Here is an 18,335-nt window from a genome sequence, read left to right on the forward strand (position 1 = left end):
CTTAAATCTTTTGTTTTCTGCGTTTTTCTGCTTGGAATATCAGTGCTAAAATTTCTGCAATAGCTTGATACATATCAGCAGGTATTGGATCCATTGGTTCGACTTCTTTGTATAAAGCTCGTGCTAATGGTTTATTTTCTATCATTGGAACTTCTGCTTCTTTTGCTAATTCCCTCATCTTTAATGCCATTAAATCTTGCCCTTTAGCTAACACAATGGGCACTTGATCTTTGCTTTGATCATAGCGAATAGCAATAGCAAAGTGTGTCGGGTTGGTAATTAATACAGTCGCTTCTTTCACATCATTTAAGTTCCCAGACAACATATTTCGATACATGGCTTTTCTCTGAGACTTGACTTGAGGGTCCCCTTCCATTTCTTTATACTCATCTTTAATATCCTGCATTGACATCATCAAGTTCTTCTTATGCTCATAGCGCTGATAGACATAATCTACAATACCTAAAACAAATAAAAAGAGAGCTAGACTAATAGCTAAGCTAGAGATCAGTTCAATTACTAATGGAAACAAGGCAATTGTTCCTACCCTACCTGAATTGAGAATCAGAACGGCTGAATCCTGCAGTGTTGAGTAGGTGAAGCCAATGACTATCACTAATTTAAAAATGTTTTTAACTAATCCAAACAGAGCTTTTTTACCAAAAATGTTTTTAAACCCACTAATGGGATTGATTTTATTTAAACTTGGCTTCAGTGATTCGCCTGAAAACAAGAAACCGACTTGGACCATGTTTCCAATAACGCCTGTTAGAAAGGCAATGCCTAAAAACGGAGCAGCGAGAACAAGGAACCATATCAAAGCCTGAGTTCCAATAGAAGATAAATTATGTACAGCTGTCATCGGATCCTGAAACCTTAGAGCTTGTTGTAAAAATATGTATGAGCGTTGGATCACATAGGATGATAAGGCTGTTAGAGCCAAGGCAAACAATCCAAAGGAGACAGCCGAAGATAAATCCTGACTCTTAGGCACTTGACCTTTTTTTCTCGCTTCCCTTAGCTTCTTGGGGGTGGGTTTTTCTGTTTTACCGTCTTTTTCAGCCATTCTTATCTCCCCTTTGTCACTATTCCCTCATAGCAAAGAATATAGCCATTCGTTCATGTATTTAATCATGTCAGGAAATAAATCTCCTATATTTCTCATTAATGTTGAGAGAAAGAAAAAGAAGAAAATTAAACTGACCAGTGTTTTCATCGGCATCCCTAAAATTAAAACATTGATTTGCGGAACGGTTCGAGAAATTAAAGCTAAAGTTAATTCAGAAAGTAAAGCCACTATAATTAAGGGAACAGCCAATTGTATCCCTGTGGCAAATAGCTGCCCAAACAAACGAACGATGCCGTCCATTCCAATATGAGAGAATTGAAAGACATTTAATGGAGCCCAGTGGAAAGATTCAACCAAACTCACAATGACTTGATGATGAATATTGGCCAAAAAGAAAATCATCATTGAAATCCAGTAATACACTCTTCCATAATTGGAAGCATTCACTCCCAGGGATGGATCGTATATTTGCCCCATGGAAAACCCGACTTGAAAGTCTACCAGACTACCGGCTATTTCTACTGCTGTAAAAAAGAGCAGTGTGATGTAACCGAGTGCCAGTCCTATGAACACTTCTTTTATCGCTAGGATGAGGAAGAGTCCTATGGCTAACTCACCTTCTGGACTGGGTAAAATACTCATCACAGGTAAAGATAGCCCGACTGATAAAGCGACTTTACTTATTGTTGGAAATGAAGAATGAGAAAAACCCGGACTAACCGTTATGAAAATCGTCAGACGTATCATAACCAGTAAAAATTGTTGTATTTCTGCCGTCATCTCATCACAATCCCGCTATAATGCCAAATAATCGTTCGGTGAAGGAAACTAATGTGTTCAGCATAAAGTTTCCAAGCAATAAAAGAGTTAAAAGGATCGCGAATAGTTTAGGAACAAAACTTAACGTCTGTTCTTGAATTTGCGTTGTCGCTTGAATGATACTGACCACTAAGCCAATAACTAAAGCGACAACTAGAATAGGTCCACCCACACGTATTAAAACTAAAAAAGCATCTTGTAACACATCTAAAACATTTTGTATGGACATCTAGGCTTTCCTTTCTAATAAAAACTCTCTATCAACGATTCAACAACTAAGTACCACCCGTCTACCATTACAAATAGCAGCAATTTAAAGGGCAAGGAAATCATCACAGGAGACAACATAAACATACCCATGGACATTAATATACTTGCGACTACAATATCAATCACTAAAAACGGAACAAATATCAGAAAACCTATCGTGAATGCCGTTCTTAATTCGCTAATGGCAAACGCTGGGATAACCGTAAATAATGACAAATCTTCCGGTTCTTCAGGAAAGGACTCTCCTCCTAATTGAACAAAGAGTTCTAAGTCACTTGTCCGTGTCTGTTCCAACATAAATTCCTTTATCGGTTCTTCAGCCAATTCAAACGACTCTTCTCGGGTAATCTCTCCTGCAAGCATGGGTTGAAGCGCCTGTTCATTCACTTCTTGATACACCGGTCGCATGACAAAGACGGATAAGAACAAGGCTAAGCCAACTAACACTTGGTTAGGTGGACTTTGTTGGGTCCCTAATGCATTACGCGTAAAAGAAAGGACAATAATAGTACGTGTAAAACTTGTTGTTAAGACTAGGAAAGACGGAATCAGCGCTATTAAAAAGAGCAGAAGATATAAGTTAACGACTTCTGATGAGCCATTTAATCCAGATAACTCTGTCATTGCTTAACGATTCCTTTCTTTGTTGAAGCTTGATTGATTCTGAGTCTTATTCTTAATTAGTTCTCCGGCATGACTGAGGACAGTGGATAAGAATGAATCTTCAATTAGACCCTGTTTGTTTTGTCCTTTTTTCGCTAATTTTAGTTGGATAGCTTCTTTTTCTTTCTCATTAAAAGTTTTCAGTACTTCATTTTGATTCTCTGTCATACTCATAAGTAAATACTCTGATCCAACTTGAACAATACATAAAGAGGAATTCTTTGACAAAGGAACCCGTTCTAACACTTTAATCACATGGCTCGATGAGTTCTGAAATTGATTCAATTTTTTTAATAAATAGTTCGCTAAAAGAATAATCACTCCTAAAGCCGCTATCATTTGTAATAATTCAGGTACTCCCATGTCGAACTCCTCTTCGTCTTATTTCTGTAATAATATATTGGTGATATAGACATCATCAATCATGTCTTTGCCTAAAACTTGGTTAATTCTGTTTTTCACTTTTTCTTTTATTTCAAATTCTCCATCTGATTCATTTAATATGGTATCCATTGTTTCTCTTGATACGGTATGAATCACTGCGTCCCGAATCTTTGCAATATCTTCCGAGATGACTTCTTGAATAGATTCATCTGTACTCGTTACAGTCATTTCTATTCTGACAACAGGCTGTCTGCTCGTTTCAGTTGATAAATTCACAATGAACTGATCCAACGGAACGGATACTTCTGATGCTTCCGCTTCAGTCATAAAATCGGAAAAAAATGAGTTTTCAAACGAATCTGAAAAAAGAAAACTACCTATTCCAATACCTGTCACTAATATAACTATAAGAGAAACTATAGCTAGTATAATTTTTAGAGCTTTATTTTTTGGACCCGTCGTGTTAATTTCCTGAGCCATTCTTAACTTCCTTTCTTTCATCATGCACAATAACGATATTCACTCGTCTATTTTGTGCTTTGTTTTCAGGGCTATCGTTTGGAACTAAAGGACGATATTCTCCATAGCCTCTAGCAGACAATCGCTCTGGTTGGATGCCGTGTTCTTCACTTAAGTACCGTAAAACAGACACCGCTCGGGCAACTGATAATTCCCAGTTTGATGCAAACTGAGCGGATCCAGCTGGAACATCATCTGTATACCCTTCAACAATGATTTCATTATCAAAGAGTTGAAATAGTCCAGCCATCGTTCCAATCGTTTCGCGCCCATGACTTTTTAAAGTGGCGCTCCCACTGTCAAATAAAATGGCCTCTTGAATATCTATATAGACCCCTTCTTGGTCTCTGGAAATGGAAACTTCTGAATCAATGCCCTCTTCTTCTAAAAAGCCTTCTACCGTCGAATACAATTCATGCACTTCCTCAGGAACAGTGTGTTCAGCTAGAGCGGCTTCTTCTACCACCGTTAAATCTTCTGGATTCAGATTTTCAAAATCCACACTTTCGCTTGCTGTTTCTAACGGACTATCTTCCAGTATATTGCCACTCACATCTAAGATGGTTTCCCCTGATTCTGTTCCTGAAAAAGAGATTCTTAAGGATTGAGCAGCTTGTTCAAACCGTTCGACATTCACCATAGACATTGAGAATAATAAAATAAAGAACGTGAGTAAGAGTGACATCAAATCTCCGTACGTTGTCATCCAACCTGGAGAGCCCCCACCATCTGCTTTCTTTCGTTTTCTAGCCATGTGACTCTCCCTACCTTGTTAATTCTTCTGCTACTTCTAAATCTTCTTTTTCGTCTTTCCCTTGCTTTTCTTTTTGGGATAAATAACTGCTTAATTTTTGTTCTATGACTCGCGGATTGTCTCCTCTTTGTAGAGCAAGAACCCCTTCCACTATCATTTCATTTGCTTTTAATTCATTCGCTGTTTGTACTTCCAAATTTTTCGCAATCGGTAAAAAGATAAGATTTGCTAGGAAGCTCCCATAAAAAGTGGTAATCAATGCTGTAGCCATTCCTGACCCTATTAATGAAGGATCTTGTAAGTCACCTAGCATGGCAATAAGTCCAATCAGTGTCCCAATCATTCCAAAAGCTGGGGCATATTCTCCCCATTTTAAAAACACTTCGTGTCCGATAGAATGACGATCTTCCATTTGATCGAGTTCGATATTGAGAATGTTTTCGATTGTGTCTATATCTGTTCCATCTACAACCATTTCTAACCCATGGATAAGGAGAGGGTTATTTAATTCTTCGATTTCTGATTCAATAGATAGAATGCCTTCTGTCCGACTTTTTCTAGCCAGTTCAGTGATTCGATCAATTAACCCTTTTAAATCATCTTCAGGAGTGAACATTAATTTCTTTAATAAAGCTGGTACTTTTTTGAGTGTATTGAATGGAAAACTAATGAGCAAGGCACAGAATGAGCCAACTAATGTAATAATTAAAGACGGTGCATCCACAAAACTCATAATGTTACTGTTCACTGAAATAGATGCAAAAATAAGTAATATTCCTGCCACCATTCCGATTAATGGTAAAATATTGCGTTTCACTTAATTCCCTCCCGGTAAGGTCTGATAAATCTGACGTTTAAAAGCGATTATTTTTTGTGTGATTTCATCAGGTGTTTCCATCACTCGTATCGTTTTTTGATCGGTTAACGTAATCAACGTATCATAATCTCTTTCAATCTTGAAAATTAAATCGTTATTCAAGTAAAATTCTTTACCTGATACACTTTTTAACTGAATCATGACTACCCTCTTTTCAGTTTAAGGAGAGACTGGAAAGTTTATTCCAGCCTGATCCCTATAATCGCTTATCGTTTAAGATTGATTAGTTCCTGTAGCATTTCATCTGAAGTAGTGATACTTCTTGTGTTCGCCTGGTAAGCACGACTAGCTACAATCATTTCAGTAAACTCGGTAGCTAAGTCAACGTTAGACATTTCAGTAAATCCAGAACGAACCGTTCCGAAACCGTCATCTGTTGGTCCACCTATAGTCGGAGCGCCAGAGTTTGTAGAAGCGTTATACAAATTTTCTCCCGCTTTTTCTAATCCATCAGCGTTAGTGAACGTTGATAAAGCTAAACGCCCAATGATATAAGCATTACCATCACTGTATGTCCCAATAATGGTTCCCGTATCATCTATACTGTAATCTTGTAATGCGAGACCATTATAGGTTTGTGGGATAGATAAAGCACCAAAATTATTTTCTTGTGTTAATGCTGTAGCATCATAATCACTTTCTTCTGTCATTATTTCAGTTGAGAACCCCATGACACGCATCCCGTTGGCAGTCGTTAAGTTTCCTTCATAGTCCGTATAGAAGCCTCCATCACGAGTGTATTGATGTCTTCCACCTGGATTTCCATCTTGACTCACGACAAAGAAAGAGTTATCTCCGTTTTGAATACCAAAGTCTAGGGCACGACCGGTAAACTGTAATGCGCCACCTTGCATCATTAAGTCTGTTGCACTAACAGAAGACCCAAGACCAACTTGTTGAGCGTTGATTCCGCCTCGTCCATTTCCGTTAGGCCCTTGAGCATTCGAGTCCATCTGAGAAATCATATCTTGAAAACGAACGCGTTGAGATTTAAATCCTGTTGTATTGACGTTCGCAATGTTGTTTGCCAAAACGTCCATTTTAGTTTGCTGGGCTTTCATTCCTGTAATGCCTGAATATAGTGAATTTAACATGTATTTTCCTCCTAGTGATTAAACGTTACTGAATCAGTCAGTCATCAGTAAAAAGCCTCTTTTCAGTCCAGCTTATCGTTTATCTTTTTCCATTTATTTGTATGGCACTATCGATATTTGTAACTTCCTTCATTTCAGTTGATTTTAAAGCAGTAATGACGGTTTTATTTTGAATGCTGGCAATCAGTGCCAAATCATCATATAGAATCAATGAATTTTTTGATCCTTTAGCTTCTAGCGTTTCAACGGCTTCTTGAAGTAAATGCATATCCGTATCATTTAAAGTAAAGCCATGCTGTGTCAGTCGCTTTTGTGCATGATGAGATATAGTCACCTTCGAAGACGGTGTATCTGTTTCCTTAAGTGCTTCTTGAATAAAGGATTGAAAAGCGCCGTCTACTTTACGCGGATCTGATTTTCTTATTACATTATCCGTGGGTCTAACAGGATAAGATGAATGAATCGGGTTGACCATTTACTGACTCACCTCAATGACATCACTCATGGTATAAGCCTCTCCGTTGACATGCAGGGTGGCTATGCCATTTTCAAAGCGTACTTTTTCTACTACTCCGCTGACTAGCTGGTCTTCTTGAGACGTCAGAGTGACTTCTTTTCCGACTAAACTAAAAGCTTGTTGCTGGTGGTTGATGAGCAAATTACTTTGCATCGTTTCATTCAAATCCTGCATGGCATTCAGCATACCGAATTGAACCATCTGACCGATATAATCCGTTTCTGATCCGCTCCCGCCACTTTCTCCTCCAAAAGAAGGCATACTCATTGCATGAGAGATAATCTGCAGAAATTGTTCCATATTTAAGTCCGAGTTTAATTTCTTTTCAGGTGCTTGCTGCAAGGCATTTGTTGAACCGATCATCATATTGTCTGGTATTGTCATGTGGATCTCCTTCCTTTTAGACTAAACATAGACGTTTAATCCGTTTAATTGTTGTGCTTCTCCTTGTTCTAAACTGTTTTCTGTTTCATCATTACCTATTATTCCCTCGCCATGATTCGTCTGCTGATTAGCCGCTTGGTCTTGCTGAGATTGAGAAAAGCTTTCTGAAAATGAAAACTTACCTAATTGACTTTGTAATGTATGATTTTGAATCGGTTGGCTAACAGTTAACTCTAATGTCTGAAAGGATACCCCTTTTGTTTCCAAAGGTAATTTAAATTGTTCCCATTCTCTTTCCATCCACTGCTTCGCTTCTTCTGATTGAAACACTATTTTCCCAGTTAATCCCTTATCAGTTGAAACCAATTCAATCTCAACTTCTCCTAATGATTCAGGCGTCAGTTTAATCGTCGAACGAACAGTTTCAACTCCGTTATCATCGACTAGTGTTTCTGTCACCATCTCTTTAATCATTTCCATTCCCTCTTCTTTCGTAACCACGGGTATAGTTAGTGAAGGAGTCGATTGGACAGGTTTAGTTATTTCTTCATTCGTTTGTTTGACTTCATTCATTGAAAAAGTATGAGATAAAGTCTCGTCCTCATCACTATTTATCACTTTATCACTAGACAGTTTACTTTCGTTTTCTGAATTTATTTCAGAGACAATGGATTTAAGAGTTGTGTCAGTCTCTTCAACCGTAACGGAGCGCATCGTTTGATCGATTGCTTCAACCGATTGAGTCGGTTCTTTCGAATGATCTGAACGATTAACGGCTAAGACGACTTGTTCTTCATCCTTTAATAAGCTAGTCGGCTCTTTTATATCAGTTATGTCAGATGGCTGAATAAATTTATTATCTTTAAAAAGGGCTTGTTCAGTTGGTTCAACCAACGCTTTATTTAAAAATTGAACTTCTAAATCAGGGCTCCCTTCACTCATCCCAACAGTCTCACTAATTTGTAAAAGCTGAAGTGAAACTGAATCATCTGACCTGTTTGATTGTCCGAAATCGGCTAATAACTTCTCATAGGTACTATCCTCAGAAAGAACATCTCCATTTATAACAAGGTCTGAATGAGAAATCACTTCCGTCTTCACCTTCATAGTTTCCGTTTGAATGTGGAGGAACGGATTAATGAGTGTAAACACGCGGTCCTCACTCTCTACGTCTTCTTTATTTTCCACTGATTCAGTAGAGGCCGAATCTGAAGAAGGCTGAAGTCCACTCTCTTTGCTAGACTCTTCATCTTTCATAAAACTAAATTTTTGAAACTGTAGAGCAAACTCTTCCTCATTAACATGAACCGTTTCTTTTTGAACAGGTTCCGTCCTGTATATAGGTATCGTTTGGATATTCTCCATGTTGTTATCACCTCCTTAAAAGTTTTGTCTTTAAAACGAGTTAATAAACGGTAGGTCTGCCAAAACTTAAGGTAGAAATTTCATCAAGCTGTTCTTGCTCTTTTTTATTTACAAATTCTATGTAGCGTTTCTTTTCTTTTTCCTCTAACTTTTCCATTACTTTTTTATCTTTATGTGCTTCTTTCAATTGTTCTCGAGCACGATCTAATTCAGTCTCAGCTGTTTGTATGGCCAATTTCTGACGAACGATTTTATCATCTAACAACTCTGTGTATAAGCTGTGTCTTTTCAAATCGTCAATGGAAGATTTGAAAAGATTTTCGCTCTTTAACTTTCGGCTTTCTTTAATTAACCCTTCTAATCGTGCTTGTTCATTTTGTAAAGCCTCTTCTTTTTCTTTAACTAATAAGTGAGCGGAGTCTTCTAAATCAGCCCGCCACTCTAATACTTTTTCCATAGAAAATCGGTAACTTTTCATTTAGTTCCTCCTCATGATATTAATTAGAAAATACGGCTTGTAGAGACTGCAACGTTTCTTCAAAGGTATAAGACTCTGATGTCTTTTGTTTCAAGAAAGACTTTATCGGCTGATTTAATCGAATCGCCTGATCAAGTAAAGTATTGGTTCCTTGCTGGTAGGCACCTACGTCAATTAAATCTTTAGACTCTTTGTATGTCGCCAGATTCTCTCTTAGTTTTCCAGCTACTTGATCGTGTTTGTCGCTCACAAGCTCTTTCATCAGTCGACTTAAACTGTTTTGAATATCAATAGCGGGGTAATGATTCTCAGACGCAATCTGACGGGATAAGATAATGTGACCATCTAAAATCCCTCGTACGGAGTCAGCAATAGGTTCATTCATGTCGTCCCCTTCGACCAGTACAGTGTAAAAGGCCGTAATTGACCCTGTTTTCGCATTCCCACTTCGCTCCAGTAACTTAGGTAGTACAGTAAAGACGGAAGGAGTGTATCCTTTTGTCGTTGGTGGCTCACCTGTAGCTAACCCTATTTCACGCTGCGCCATGGCCACACGTGTGACAGAATCCATCATTAAAACGACTTTTTTACCCTGGTCTCTGAAGTATTCAGCTATAGCCGTTGCAACGTAAGCTCCTTTTAAACGAACCAATGGTGGCTGGTCAGATGTTGCACAGACCACAACGGATTTCTTATAGCCTTCTTCACCTAAATCATTCTCAATAAATTCTAATACCTCGCGTCCACGCTCTCCCACTAAACCAATGACAATGACATCCGCATCGCTGTATTTTGCCAACATGCCCAGTAAGGTGGATTTCCCTACACCGGATCCGGCAAAAATACCCATTCTCTGTCCTTCTCCAACTGTCAGTAAGCCATCAATCGCTTTGACACCAGTTGGCAGAATTTTATTGATTTTCGGACGACTAAAGGGATCAGGTGAGGCCCGATGGACACTATAAGAAGCTGTTTGACTCAGTGCTTCGTGACTCAAAGGTCTTCCCAGACCGTCAAAAGTTTTTCCAATCATTTCGTCACTCACATCAATGGTGAGGGATTTGCCTGTTGGACGAACCAAACAGCCCGGGCCGATGCCTTCCAAGTCATCTAAAGGCATAAGTAAAACAGTTTCTTCCACGAATCCCACGACTTCACTCATTACCACTTTATTGCTAGATTTAATTTGGATTTCACAGACTTCTCCAATAAAGGCATCCAGTCCGTCGACCTTTATAATCAATCCTATAACCTGGCTCACTTTTCCATGCTTAAGAACTGTGGACTTTTTGTTCAATGTGTCATGATATAAATCAAAAGGTATGTTTAGCATTTATACTTCCCGTTCACTTTCTTTCAATTCCTCGACCATTGCTTCCAATTGTTTCTTCACTTGTAAATCAATGACTTTATGGGCACTTTCAACAATACACCCTAACGGATCGAGGGTTTCATCCTGCAAGACGACAAAGCGGACATCTGAATAATTGGCTTCTAAGTCTGGTAGTTTGTCTTTAATAAAAGAACGTATGGACGGATGAACGGTTAAGCTGACATAATCCTCTTTACGGTCCAGCTGGTGTAATATAGGATGGACCAATTCTAGAATGCCATCCTCTGACAAAGATAATTGCTCATGAACGATTTTTTCTGCCATATGTATAGACAGCTTCAGTAGCCTGTCTTTGTTTTGTTCAATATATTCTTCAATATCTAGTTGAGCATCCGTAATCATTTGTCTTGCTTGTTGTAGCAAAGCAGCATTTTCTACATGAGCTGCATGCGTGCCTTCCTCTTTTCCTTCAGAAAAACCTTTAGTATACCCTTCTTGAAACCCTTCTTCATAGGCTTGTTGCTTAACTTCTTCTTTGATACGAGCAATCTCTTCACTCGCTTCTTGAAGTAGAGCTTCTCTGTCAGCTATGGCTTGATTGATAATGGCGGTACTTTTTTCCTTGGCTTCTTGAATTTCTTCTGAATCATCATAAGAAGACGTTTCTTCCTCTTCAAATTCTGATTCCAAGTCATAAGCCGTATCAATGACCCAATCATTAGTTTTCTCAGCATGGGCTTGGGTTGATTTAATTATTCTACTCGATAATGGCATCTTGTTCGCCCCTCATAATATAAATCTCTCCTAATTCGTCTAATCGACGAATAACCGTTACAACATTTTGCTGAGCTTCTTCAACCGCAGATAAGCGGGCCGGTCCAAGGTACTGCATATCTTCTTTCAAGGTTTCGACGGCACGAGAAGATAGGTTTTCGTAAATAAACTCGCGTAAATCGTCCGATACCCCTTTGAGTGCCAAGACCAAATCGTCGTGATCGACATCGCGCAACACTTTTTGGACATCGTTTTTCTGTAGTGAGACAATATCTTCGAATGTAAACAAACTGGCTTTTATTTCTTCAGCTAATTCAGGCTGAGACTGCTCGAGTTCACCGACAATGGCTTTTTCTGTTGAACGTCCCACTTGATTCAGAATTTCAACTAAGGTAGAGACGCCGCCGACATTCTCTGTATCATTCTCAACATAAGTAGAAAATTTGCTCTCGATGACTTTTTCAATCTTTTCAATAACGGACGGAGACGTATTGGTAATCGTACCAATACGCTCTGCTATTTCCGCTTGTTTTTCAATAGGAAAGTTTATCAAAATTTGAGCAGCTTTGTCTGGTTGCATGTAACACAAGATTAAGGCAACCGTCTGAGGCTGTTCGCCTAAAAGCAAGTTCGTCAACTGTTGTGGATCAGCTTTGCGAGCAATATTAAAGGGACGTTCACGCAACTGAATCTGATTCAGCATATCAATAACTTCTTTTGCTCGCTGGGTTCCTAATGCCTTGTTTAATAGGTTTTTGGCGTAGTCAATCCCACCATCTAAGATATACTCTCTCGCCTGTGACATCTCCAAGTATTCATTCACGATGGCTTCTCTTTCTTTAGGGCTGACATAATCAATGTTTGCGATTTCATAACTCACTTTTTGTATATAGCTGTCAGGTAACTGCTTCATGATTTGTGCAGACGTTTCTGGACCTATTGAAATCATAAAAATAGCAGCTTTTTTAATCCCATCCATTTCTTGAACTTTTGCTTTAACCTCTGTACTGTCTGCCATATAGATTCACCCCTATTATTCTTTCAACCAGACTTTCATTAATTCTGCAGCTAACTCTGGGTTTTCTTTCGCTTGTTGTCTCACTCGGTCTTCTTTTTCACTCATCACTTTGTTTTTCTGCTGAGCCAATTCATTTTCTTTGGCTAGTTCTTCTTTTGGTTGTTCGATGACTTCCTTTTCTTGTGCTTGACGTTCGGCTTCTTGAGCTGCCATAAAGAATTCCATTTCTTCTTTATTTCGTCGGTTGCGTTTCATTGTAGATAAAATCACCATCGATAAGACTAATAAGACCAATCCACCAGCCATGTATAACCAGTAATCAGATAGGACAGAGAATAATGACCCAATTAAATCATATCCGCCTCCGATGACTAATTCATCGTCTCCTTGAGCAAAGGCCATTCCTTCTACAGAGACATAACCCGTTAAGTCATTTGTGCCGATACCTAGTGCGGTTCTGACAATATCATCAATCTGATCGTAATTGATGGCTTGATTTGTATTTTGGTTAACAATGACAGAAGCATTGATGGCTTCTAACACGCCAGGCGCTCTCACGTATCGCTGAGTTTCTTGATTCAACTCGTAATTGGTGGTGTGATTATAAGAAGCTGAAGGATCCGTTTCTCCATCCTCAGCTACAGGAGTTTGCCCACTGCCTTCTAATAAGTCCATGACCATTTCTCGAGCGCCGTCAAAGTTCTCTTCCTGGCTGCGGATTAAGCCTTCACGGTTTTCATCATCTTCTCCAGTCATAGGAGCAGTGTATTCAATAATTTCTCCTTCGATAACATCAAAGTTCATCGGTGCATTCACAACGATTCTCAAATTGTTATAGCCATAAACTGGTGCTAATAGAGCGAGAATACGTTGTTCCAAATCTTGCTCGTAGGAGCGTTGAATGCTTTGATAGTTCGTTGAAAAATCAGCTGTGGTTACATTCTCACCATTTGCTTGTAAAAAGCCACTCAACAAGTTCCCATTCGTATCCACAATCTGAACATTTTCCATAGGCAGTCTGTCTACTGCTCCGGTAACAAGAGACGCAATCCCTTGAATGGTCTGTTGTGAAAGTGTCTGAGAACCCTTTGTTTGAATGACTATTGAAGCAGACGCATCTGTTCTATAGGCCGGATTTTGAAAAATACTGTCTTCTGGTAAAGACAGCATCACTTTAGCGGCTTCCACTTGTTGTAAAGAGGCAATCGAGCGTTCCAGCTCTCCGCTTAAGGCACGTTGCATCATAATCTGGCGATCTTCATCAGTGGTCATCATATTCGTATTATCAAAAATTTCAAATCCTGTTGAGCTTTCTGGCATGAGTCCATTAACAGCTAAGTCAATACGGTAAGAATCAACTACTTTTTCATCTACCAAAATGGTTGTCCCATTATCTTCCAGACGATACTTCAAGCCTTGAGCTTCTAAATCTTCTACGATAGCTCCGGCATCTGCATCCTCTAAATTGGAAAATAAGACGGTGTACTGACTTCTTTGAGTGAAGTAAGCTAATCCTCCGAAAACGAGTAAGATACTAGCGACTAGTACTAGCAGTCGGACTCTCTTTCCTTTATCTAATGTGAGCCAGCCCTCTTTAATAGAGGAGCCAATCTCTTTTACTTTGTTCATTCCTTGTACTCCCTTTTATATAAAGTTCTTAATCATTAGAATTGCATATTTTTAATTTCGTTATAGGCTTCTAATGCTCTGTTTCTTAGTTGAACAGCAACTTCAAGGGATAGTTGAGCTTCCGTTGTTTTAATCATTACAGTATGTAAATCATCAGCGGATCCGTCTATTAATGAGCGGACAGCATCGGCTGATTCCGACTGCTTGCTTTCTAGTGACTGCAAGGAGTTTTTTAATATCGAAGAAAATTCATCATTTTCTGTTTCTGTTTTATGTACAGGTGATTTCTGAGAAACATTTTGAACTTGCCTTAAAGTCTCGGAGTAAAGAGAATTCATTTGGTTTATCACTGCTTTCTCTCCTTTTCAATTATTTTATTGTCTACCTATTTCTAAAGCTCTTTTTAACATGTCTTTACTGCTGTTAATAGCTGTGACGTTTGCGTCATAGGTGCGGATAGCAGTCATCATATTAATCATTTCATCTGCCATATCCACATTTGGATAACCAACATATCCTTCTTCGTTCGCATCTGGATGCTCTGGTTCATAAACGAAGCGAACATTCTCTTCATCTGTAGCAACCCCTGTAATACGAACTCCAGCACTCATCACACTGGAGTCATTGTCGAATGCAGATGAGACACGTTTAAGGTTTTCTTCAAATTCAACTTCTTGCTTTATGTAAGGTCCTTCACCGTCTTCAGTACGGGTCGTGTTGACATTGGCTATGTTGGTAGAGATTGTATCTAACTTGAATCGCTCTAAAGTTAACCCACTTGCATTAATTTGCATTGAATTAAATATCGACATGTCCTATTCCTCCTATCGTAATACCGATCGTATAGATGCGTATTGGCTGCTTAATTGAGATGTCAACGCCTGATAGTAAATGGTATTCGCAGATAACTCTGCCATCTCCGTATCAATTGCGACATTATTTCCATTTTCATTGATTCGGTTACCGGTTTGTACTCTGACTTCGGGCTGAATAGACTCTATAGAAGATGAACCGAAATGTTTATCATGCGTTCCTCTTAAAGCAGAACCGCTCATTGCTTTCTTTAATGTATTTTCAAAGTCAACACGCTTCGCTTTGTATCCTTCAGTATTCACATTGGATATATTGCTCGCTATCGTTTCTTGGCGCATTGAAGAAGCATTTAATGCTTTTTTGATTAACTCAACATTTGATCCCACTAACATGACATTATCCATCCTGACTATACAAGTGTATATTTATTCTAAAAAATTCTCACAAAACCCATTTTAGTAAAGTAATGAGCATTCTGCAATAGGTGAAAATGTCTATTTTTCGACGGTTTTCTCACTATTTGTGAATTTTTAATAAAAGAGATGCTCTTTTTTGTAACTAAATTAAACTCTCTCTTGTTCTTCGAACCTTTACAAACGCCGTCATAAAAGCAATCTAAATGAAATAACGTTCACTAAAACGGTATTTCAAAAGATAATCTAGTCCGAAAAAACATGACACACTTTTGTCACAAGAACAGTCGTTATTCTATGACAAAATTGTGAACAGATAAAATAACGCTTACTATGTAAATAACATGTTAATTATTACTTTTTAAATTCAACTTTTTTGATACTGTATAACACCAGTCATTGACTCCTAGTTCGTATTTAACATTATGACGAATATGTCATTTTCCTTACTATATATACTACCCAAACAAACTTTTTCTCATGAAAGTTTATAAACGAGAACAAAAAAAGAGACCAACATATCTAAATGCTGGCCCATGCTTCTTTTAGTTCCATCATCAAATGTCTCATTGCATTCATTTTTACACTATCTTTTTGCAAATTAGCCTGTATTAATTGATTTAAAATGTATGAATATAAAGTTTCTAATTCACTCGCAATAGCATTTTCCCCATTTTGGTGATTCAGAGAATTCATTAATTCTGTAACAATATCTTGCGCTTTAATTAAATGAGTGTTGACCTTATCCATTTGACCTTGTTCGGTCGCTAGCTCTGCCAAACGTATGTATTTAACTGCCCCCTCATAAAGCAAGACAACTAATTGTTTTGGTGAAGCTGTTTCGATTTGGTTCTTTTTATATTGCTTTGAAATACTTGAGTAACTCATGCTGATTTCCTTTCTTACATATCTCTATCAATGAAGAGGGATGATTGTTTGTCCATATAACTGTGTACCACATTTTTCTGCTGGTTCATCTGCTTCATTTGAGTGGACAATTGCTTCGACTGCTGTCTGAGTTCCTTTAAAAATTCATCTTGTTTGGTAATCACTTTATCAAGTAACTCTTGGTTTTCAGACTGAAATAAAGCCAACTCATCTTCCGATAATTTCTTATCTATAGCTTTGATTGCCTTAATATCTTCTTCGTTCAGGTATAAAGTCTCTAATGCATCTTCGGAGGTCTTCTCCCATTGAGATAAGCGCTCCAAAATAGCTTCCATAAGACGCTTTTTCTGTTGTTGCAGTGATTCAGTCATCTTTGTCGCTCCTAGTTATTCCCTTGATTCATTCCCAATTGACTCATCATAAAGCCCATTTGACTTTCAGCTTGCATCATAGCTTGATCTAAAGCAGTAAACTGACGGATATAGCGATCTCTTTTTGCATCAATACGCGTTTCAAACTGAGAAATGCGGTCATTTAAATCCTTTATCATTCTATCATAAGTATCTTGACGTGTCTTGATGATTCCAGTCGTTCCTGAAATATACTCATTGACAAACGAACGCATGGATTGAGAAAAACCGACTCTTTTAGAGTCTTTTTTTGGCTCTCCATCTTCTCCAACTCCTTCTGATGTCTCAGTTCGTGAGAAAAATGCTGAAACAGCTTCTGGATCTTCTTTAATATTCTCTTCTAATACTGTTCGGTCAAATGTAGCTGTTCCATTTCGATCAACCTCAATACCTAAATCAGATAACGAACGGATAGATGATTCAGTATCATCAGATTTTGTCATCATAGAACGCAGGTTAGATTGTAGACGCATTAACGTTCCATCTCCTGAGAGAGTTCCTGTCTTGTTGTTTTCTGCAGATGGATCCCCAACACTAAGCTGTTGAGTAATAAAGCTTTGGGTCGAATTGTATTGTTCAACGAACTTGTTTAAAGTTTCTGCTGCTTTGTCTAAGTCTTCTGTAATAGAAACAACAGTAGACTCATTATTTGAATGCTCATTTGTTAAAGTAAAGGTTAAACCTTCTATAACATCATCAATGGTATTAGAGGAACGAGTTATTTTTAAACCATCCACCGTAAATTCAGCTTTTTGTCCTTCTGTTAAGTCAAAGTTGGATAACCCCAGCGATTCAGCAACATCCCCGCTAATCGCAAGTTTTTCTGTTTGCACTCCGTACTCAGTGTGAGTAAGTATTAAACGATTATCTACAATCGATGATGAGATACCTGTCTTAGACGTCTGTTCATTGATTTTATCATTAATAGATTTGAGACTATCAGTTGCTTCTACAGTAACTGAAAAAGAACTGTTTTCTTCTGGCCCAAATGCAAAATCTAATGACCCGTTAAAATTTAATTCAGAATGAATAGATTCAGCTTCTACTCGAGTTCCCGTTAGACGTTCCTGTGTGGCTAATTGTTGAACTTGAACACGGTAACTGCCAGTCGCAGCAGTTGAGCTTGCATTGACTGAGAGGTTTTCAGGTCCTGATAGATTAACTGACTTTGATTGAAAATTTTCAGGTTTTGTTAGTTCGTCTAGTCTCTTGTAAAGAGTATCTAATCGTGTATTTAAATCTTTCCATGCATTTTGAGACTGGGTATATTGTTCTTTTCTTTGAGTAAAGCGAACTCCTTTGGCTTTTTCAGCTTCAATCATCTGATCTACCATCGAAATGTCTATCCCAGAATAAAGTCCCATAACATTCATTAACTTTGTCACTCCGTTCTATCTACAGAAATACCAATCCATTCCCAAATACCAGCAATCACATCTAGCATTTTTTCAGGTGGAATCTCTCTTAAAACTTTTTTTGTATCTTTTTCAATCAGTTCGACTAATGTTCGCCCTGTCCCCTCATGCACTCTGAAAGACAGCTGGGCATTAACCCGCTGCAAAACCTTCTGAGCCTCTTCGACCCATACATTGACTTGTTTTTTTGAAGGTTCTAAATGCAAACGGTCATTGACCGTATCCAAATTGGGAACAGGTTTAATCGGATCAATATAGCGGTCACTAGAATAAGATACCTTATTTCTAGAAGAATGTAAAACCTGATCGATAGTACGTAACGCATCGATAGAATCAACTCTGTAATTCATAGTCTTAACCCCTCTGATTAAAATGTTAGTGTCAATACTTTCTTTTAATAATTGCTTACAATGGTTGTTATATCAAGGAAAAACAAAAAAACACTTGCC

General features: G+C 38.2%; 25 protein-coding genes. All 25 read right to left on the reverse strand.

The annotated features are described in order from the left end of the window. Position 1 precedes the first annotated feature (1 nt). Entirely contained in the window at positions 2-1,066 is a 1,065-nt protein-coding gene (gene flhB / locus ABDZ53_RS06905; RefSeq protein ID WP_343754954.1) for a flagellar biosynthesis protein FlhB, read from the reverse strand. A gap of 27 nt (positions 1,067-1,093) precedes the next feature. Then, positions 1,094-1,849 (reverse strand): flagellar biosynthetic protein FliR, encoded by a 756-nt coding sequence (fliR, locus tag ABDZ53_RS06910; protein ID WP_343754956.1) that lies wholly within the window; start codon positions 1,847-1,849, stop codon positions 1,094-1,096. Between the two features lie 4 nt (positions 1,850-1,853). After that, positions 1,854-2,117, reverse strand: a complete 264-nt coding sequence (fliQ, locus tag ABDZ53_RS06915; protein WP_343754958.1) for a flagellar biosynthesis protein FliQ — start codon at positions 2,115-2,117, stop codon at positions 1,854-1,856. Positions 2,118-2,131: 14 nt separating this feature from the next. Then, positions 2,132-2,782, reverse strand: coding sequence for a flagellar type III secretion system pore protein FliP (fliP, locus tag ABDZ53_RS06920; RefSeq protein ID WP_343754960.1), 651 nt, complete (start codon positions 2,780-2,782; stop codon positions 2,132-2,134). Between the two features lie 3 nt (positions 2,783-2,785). Further along, positions 2,786-3,184 carry a FliO/MopB family protein gene (locus ABDZ53_RS06925; RefSeq protein ID WP_343754962.1) on the reverse strand — a complete coding sequence of 133 codons (399 nt, stop codon included), beginning with the start codon at positions 3,182-3,184 and terminating at the stop codon, positions 2,786-2,788. A gap of 18 nt (positions 3,185-3,202) precedes the next feature. Further along, positions 3,203-3,685: a flagellar basal body-associated FliL family protein gene (locus tag ABDZ53_RS06930; protein WP_343754964.1), complete on the reverse strand. Its 483-nt coding sequence runs from the start codon at positions 3,683-3,685 to the stop codon at positions 3,203-3,205. Then, a complete protein-coding gene (locus ABDZ53_RS06935; RefSeq protein ID WP_343754966.1) occupies positions 3,669-4,478 on the reverse strand; it encodes a flagellar motor protein MotB in 810 nt (269 codons plus the stop codon). Before ABDZ53_RS06935 ends, ABDZ53_RS06930 begins: the two co-directional genes overlap by 17 nt. Positions 4,479-4,488: 10 nt before the next feature. Then, positions 4,489-5,295 carry a motility protein A gene (locus ABDZ53_RS06940; protein ID WP_343754968.1) on the reverse strand — a complete coding sequence of 269 codons (807 nt, stop codon included), beginning with the start codon at positions 5,293-5,295 and terminating at the stop codon, positions 4,489-4,491. Continuing rightward, positions 5,296-5,496: a flagellar FlbD family protein gene (locus ABDZ53_RS06945; protein ID WP_343754970.1), complete on the reverse strand. Its 201-nt coding sequence runs from the start codon at positions 5,494-5,496 to the stop codon at positions 5,296-5,298. Positions 5,497-5,561: 65 nt separating this feature from the next. Then, positions 5,562-6,449, reverse strand: coding sequence for a flagellar hook-basal body complex protein (locus ABDZ53_RS06950; protein ID WP_343754972.1), 888 nt, complete (start codon positions 6,447-6,449; stop codon positions 5,562-5,564). 79 nt (positions 6,450-6,528) lie between these two features. Next, positions 6,529-6,924 (reverse strand): flagellar biosynthesis protein, encoded by a 396-nt coding sequence (locus ABDZ53_RS06955; RefSeq protein WP_343754974.1) that lies wholly within the window; start codon positions 6,922-6,924, stop codon positions 6,529-6,531. Further along, positions 6,925-7,350: an FLgD tudor-like domain-containing protein gene (locus ABDZ53_RS06960; protein WP_343754976.1), complete on the reverse strand. Its 426-nt coding sequence runs from the start codon at positions 7,348-7,350 to the stop codon at positions 6,925-6,927. A 21-nt stretch (positions 7,351-7,371) separates the two neighbouring features. Further along, entirely contained in the window at positions 7,372-8,715 is a 1,344-nt protein-coding gene (locus tag ABDZ53_RS06965) for a flagellar hook-length control protein FliK (RefSeq protein WP_343754978.1), read from the reverse strand. A 40-nt stretch (positions 8,716-8,755) separates the two neighbouring features. Next, positions 8,756-9,193 (reverse strand): flagellar export protein FliJ, encoded by a 438-nt coding sequence (fliJ, locus tag ABDZ53_RS06970; protein ID WP_343754980.1) that lies wholly within the window; start codon positions 9,191-9,193, stop codon positions 8,756-8,758. Between the two features lie 19 nt (positions 9,194-9,212). After that, positions 9,213-10,526: a flagellar protein export ATPase FliI gene (fliI, locus tag ABDZ53_RS06975; RefSeq protein ID WP_343754982.1), complete on the reverse strand. Its 1,314-nt coding sequence runs from the start codon at positions 10,524-10,526 to the stop codon at positions 9,213-9,215. Then, positions 10,527-11,300 (reverse strand): FliH/SctL family protein, encoded by a 774-nt coding sequence (locus ABDZ53_RS06980; RefSeq protein ID WP_343754984.1) that lies wholly within the window; start codon positions 11,298-11,300, stop codon positions 10,527-10,529. Further along, positions 11,284-12,318, reverse strand: a complete 1,035-nt coding sequence (gene fliG / locus ABDZ53_RS06985; protein ID WP_343754986.1) for a flagellar motor switch protein FliG — start codon at positions 12,316-12,318, stop codon at positions 11,284-11,286. The genes ABDZ53_RS06980 and fliG overlap by 17 nt, the downstream gene beginning before the upstream one ends. A 15-nt stretch (positions 12,319-12,333) precedes the next feature. Next, positions 12,334-13,947 carry a flagellar basal-body MS-ring/collar protein FliF gene (fliF, locus tag ABDZ53_RS06990; RefSeq protein ID WP_343754988.1) on the reverse strand — a complete coding sequence of 538 codons (1,614 nt, stop codon included), beginning with the start codon at positions 13,945-13,947 and terminating at the stop codon, positions 12,334-12,336. 35 nt (positions 13,948-13,982) lie between these two features. Then, positions 13,983-14,297: a flagellar hook-basal body complex protein FliE gene (gene fliE, locus ABDZ53_RS06995; protein WP_343754990.1), complete on the reverse strand. Its 315-nt coding sequence runs from the start codon at positions 14,295-14,297 to the stop codon at positions 13,983-13,985. A gap of 24 nt (positions 14,298-14,321) precedes the next feature. Beyond that, entirely contained in the window at positions 14,322-14,759 is a 438-nt protein-coding gene (gene flgC / locus ABDZ53_RS07000) for a flagellar basal body rod protein FlgC (RefSeq protein WP_343754992.1), read from the reverse strand. A 12-nt stretch (positions 14,760-14,771) separates the two neighbouring features. Continuing rightward, complete coding sequence (gene flgB, locus ABDZ53_RS07005) at positions 14,772-15,152, reverse strand: flagellar basal body rod protein FlgB (protein ID WP_343754994.1); 381 nt, start codon at positions 15,150-15,152, stop codon at positions 14,772-14,774. A 543-nt stretch (positions 15,153-15,695) separates the two neighbouring features. Then, positions 15,696-16,061 (reverse strand): flagellar export chaperone FliS, encoded by a 366-nt coding sequence (gene fliS, locus ABDZ53_RS07010; RefSeq protein ID WP_343754996.1) that lies wholly within the window; start codon positions 16,059-16,061, stop codon positions 15,696-15,698. Positions 16,062-16,075: 14 nt separating this feature from the next. Then, positions 16,076-16,432, reverse strand: a complete 357-nt coding sequence (locus tag ABDZ53_RS07015) for a hypothetical protein (RefSeq protein WP_343754998.1) — start codon at positions 16,430-16,432, stop codon at positions 16,076-16,078. Between the two features lie 11 nt (positions 16,433-16,443). Next, positions 16,444-17,844 carry a flagellar filament capping protein FliD gene (fliD, locus tag ABDZ53_RS07020; RefSeq protein WP_343755000.1) on the reverse strand — a complete coding sequence of 467 codons (1,401 nt, stop codon included), beginning with the start codon at positions 17,842-17,844 and terminating at the stop codon, positions 16,444-16,446. 8 nt (positions 17,845-17,852) lie between these two features. After that, positions 17,853-18,236: a flagellar protein FlaG gene (locus tag ABDZ53_RS07025; RefSeq protein WP_343755002.1), complete on the reverse strand. Its 384-nt coding sequence runs from the start codon at positions 18,234-18,236 to the stop codon at positions 17,853-17,855. Between the last annotated feature and the right edge of the window lie 99 nt (positions 18,237-18,335).

The sequence above is a fragment of the Alkalibacterium iburiense genome, from assembly GCF_039521845.1.
In the GTDB taxonomy this organism is placed as follows: Bacteria; Bacillota; Bacilli; order Lactobacillales; family Carnobacteriaceae_A; genus Alkalibacterium; species Alkalibacterium iburiense.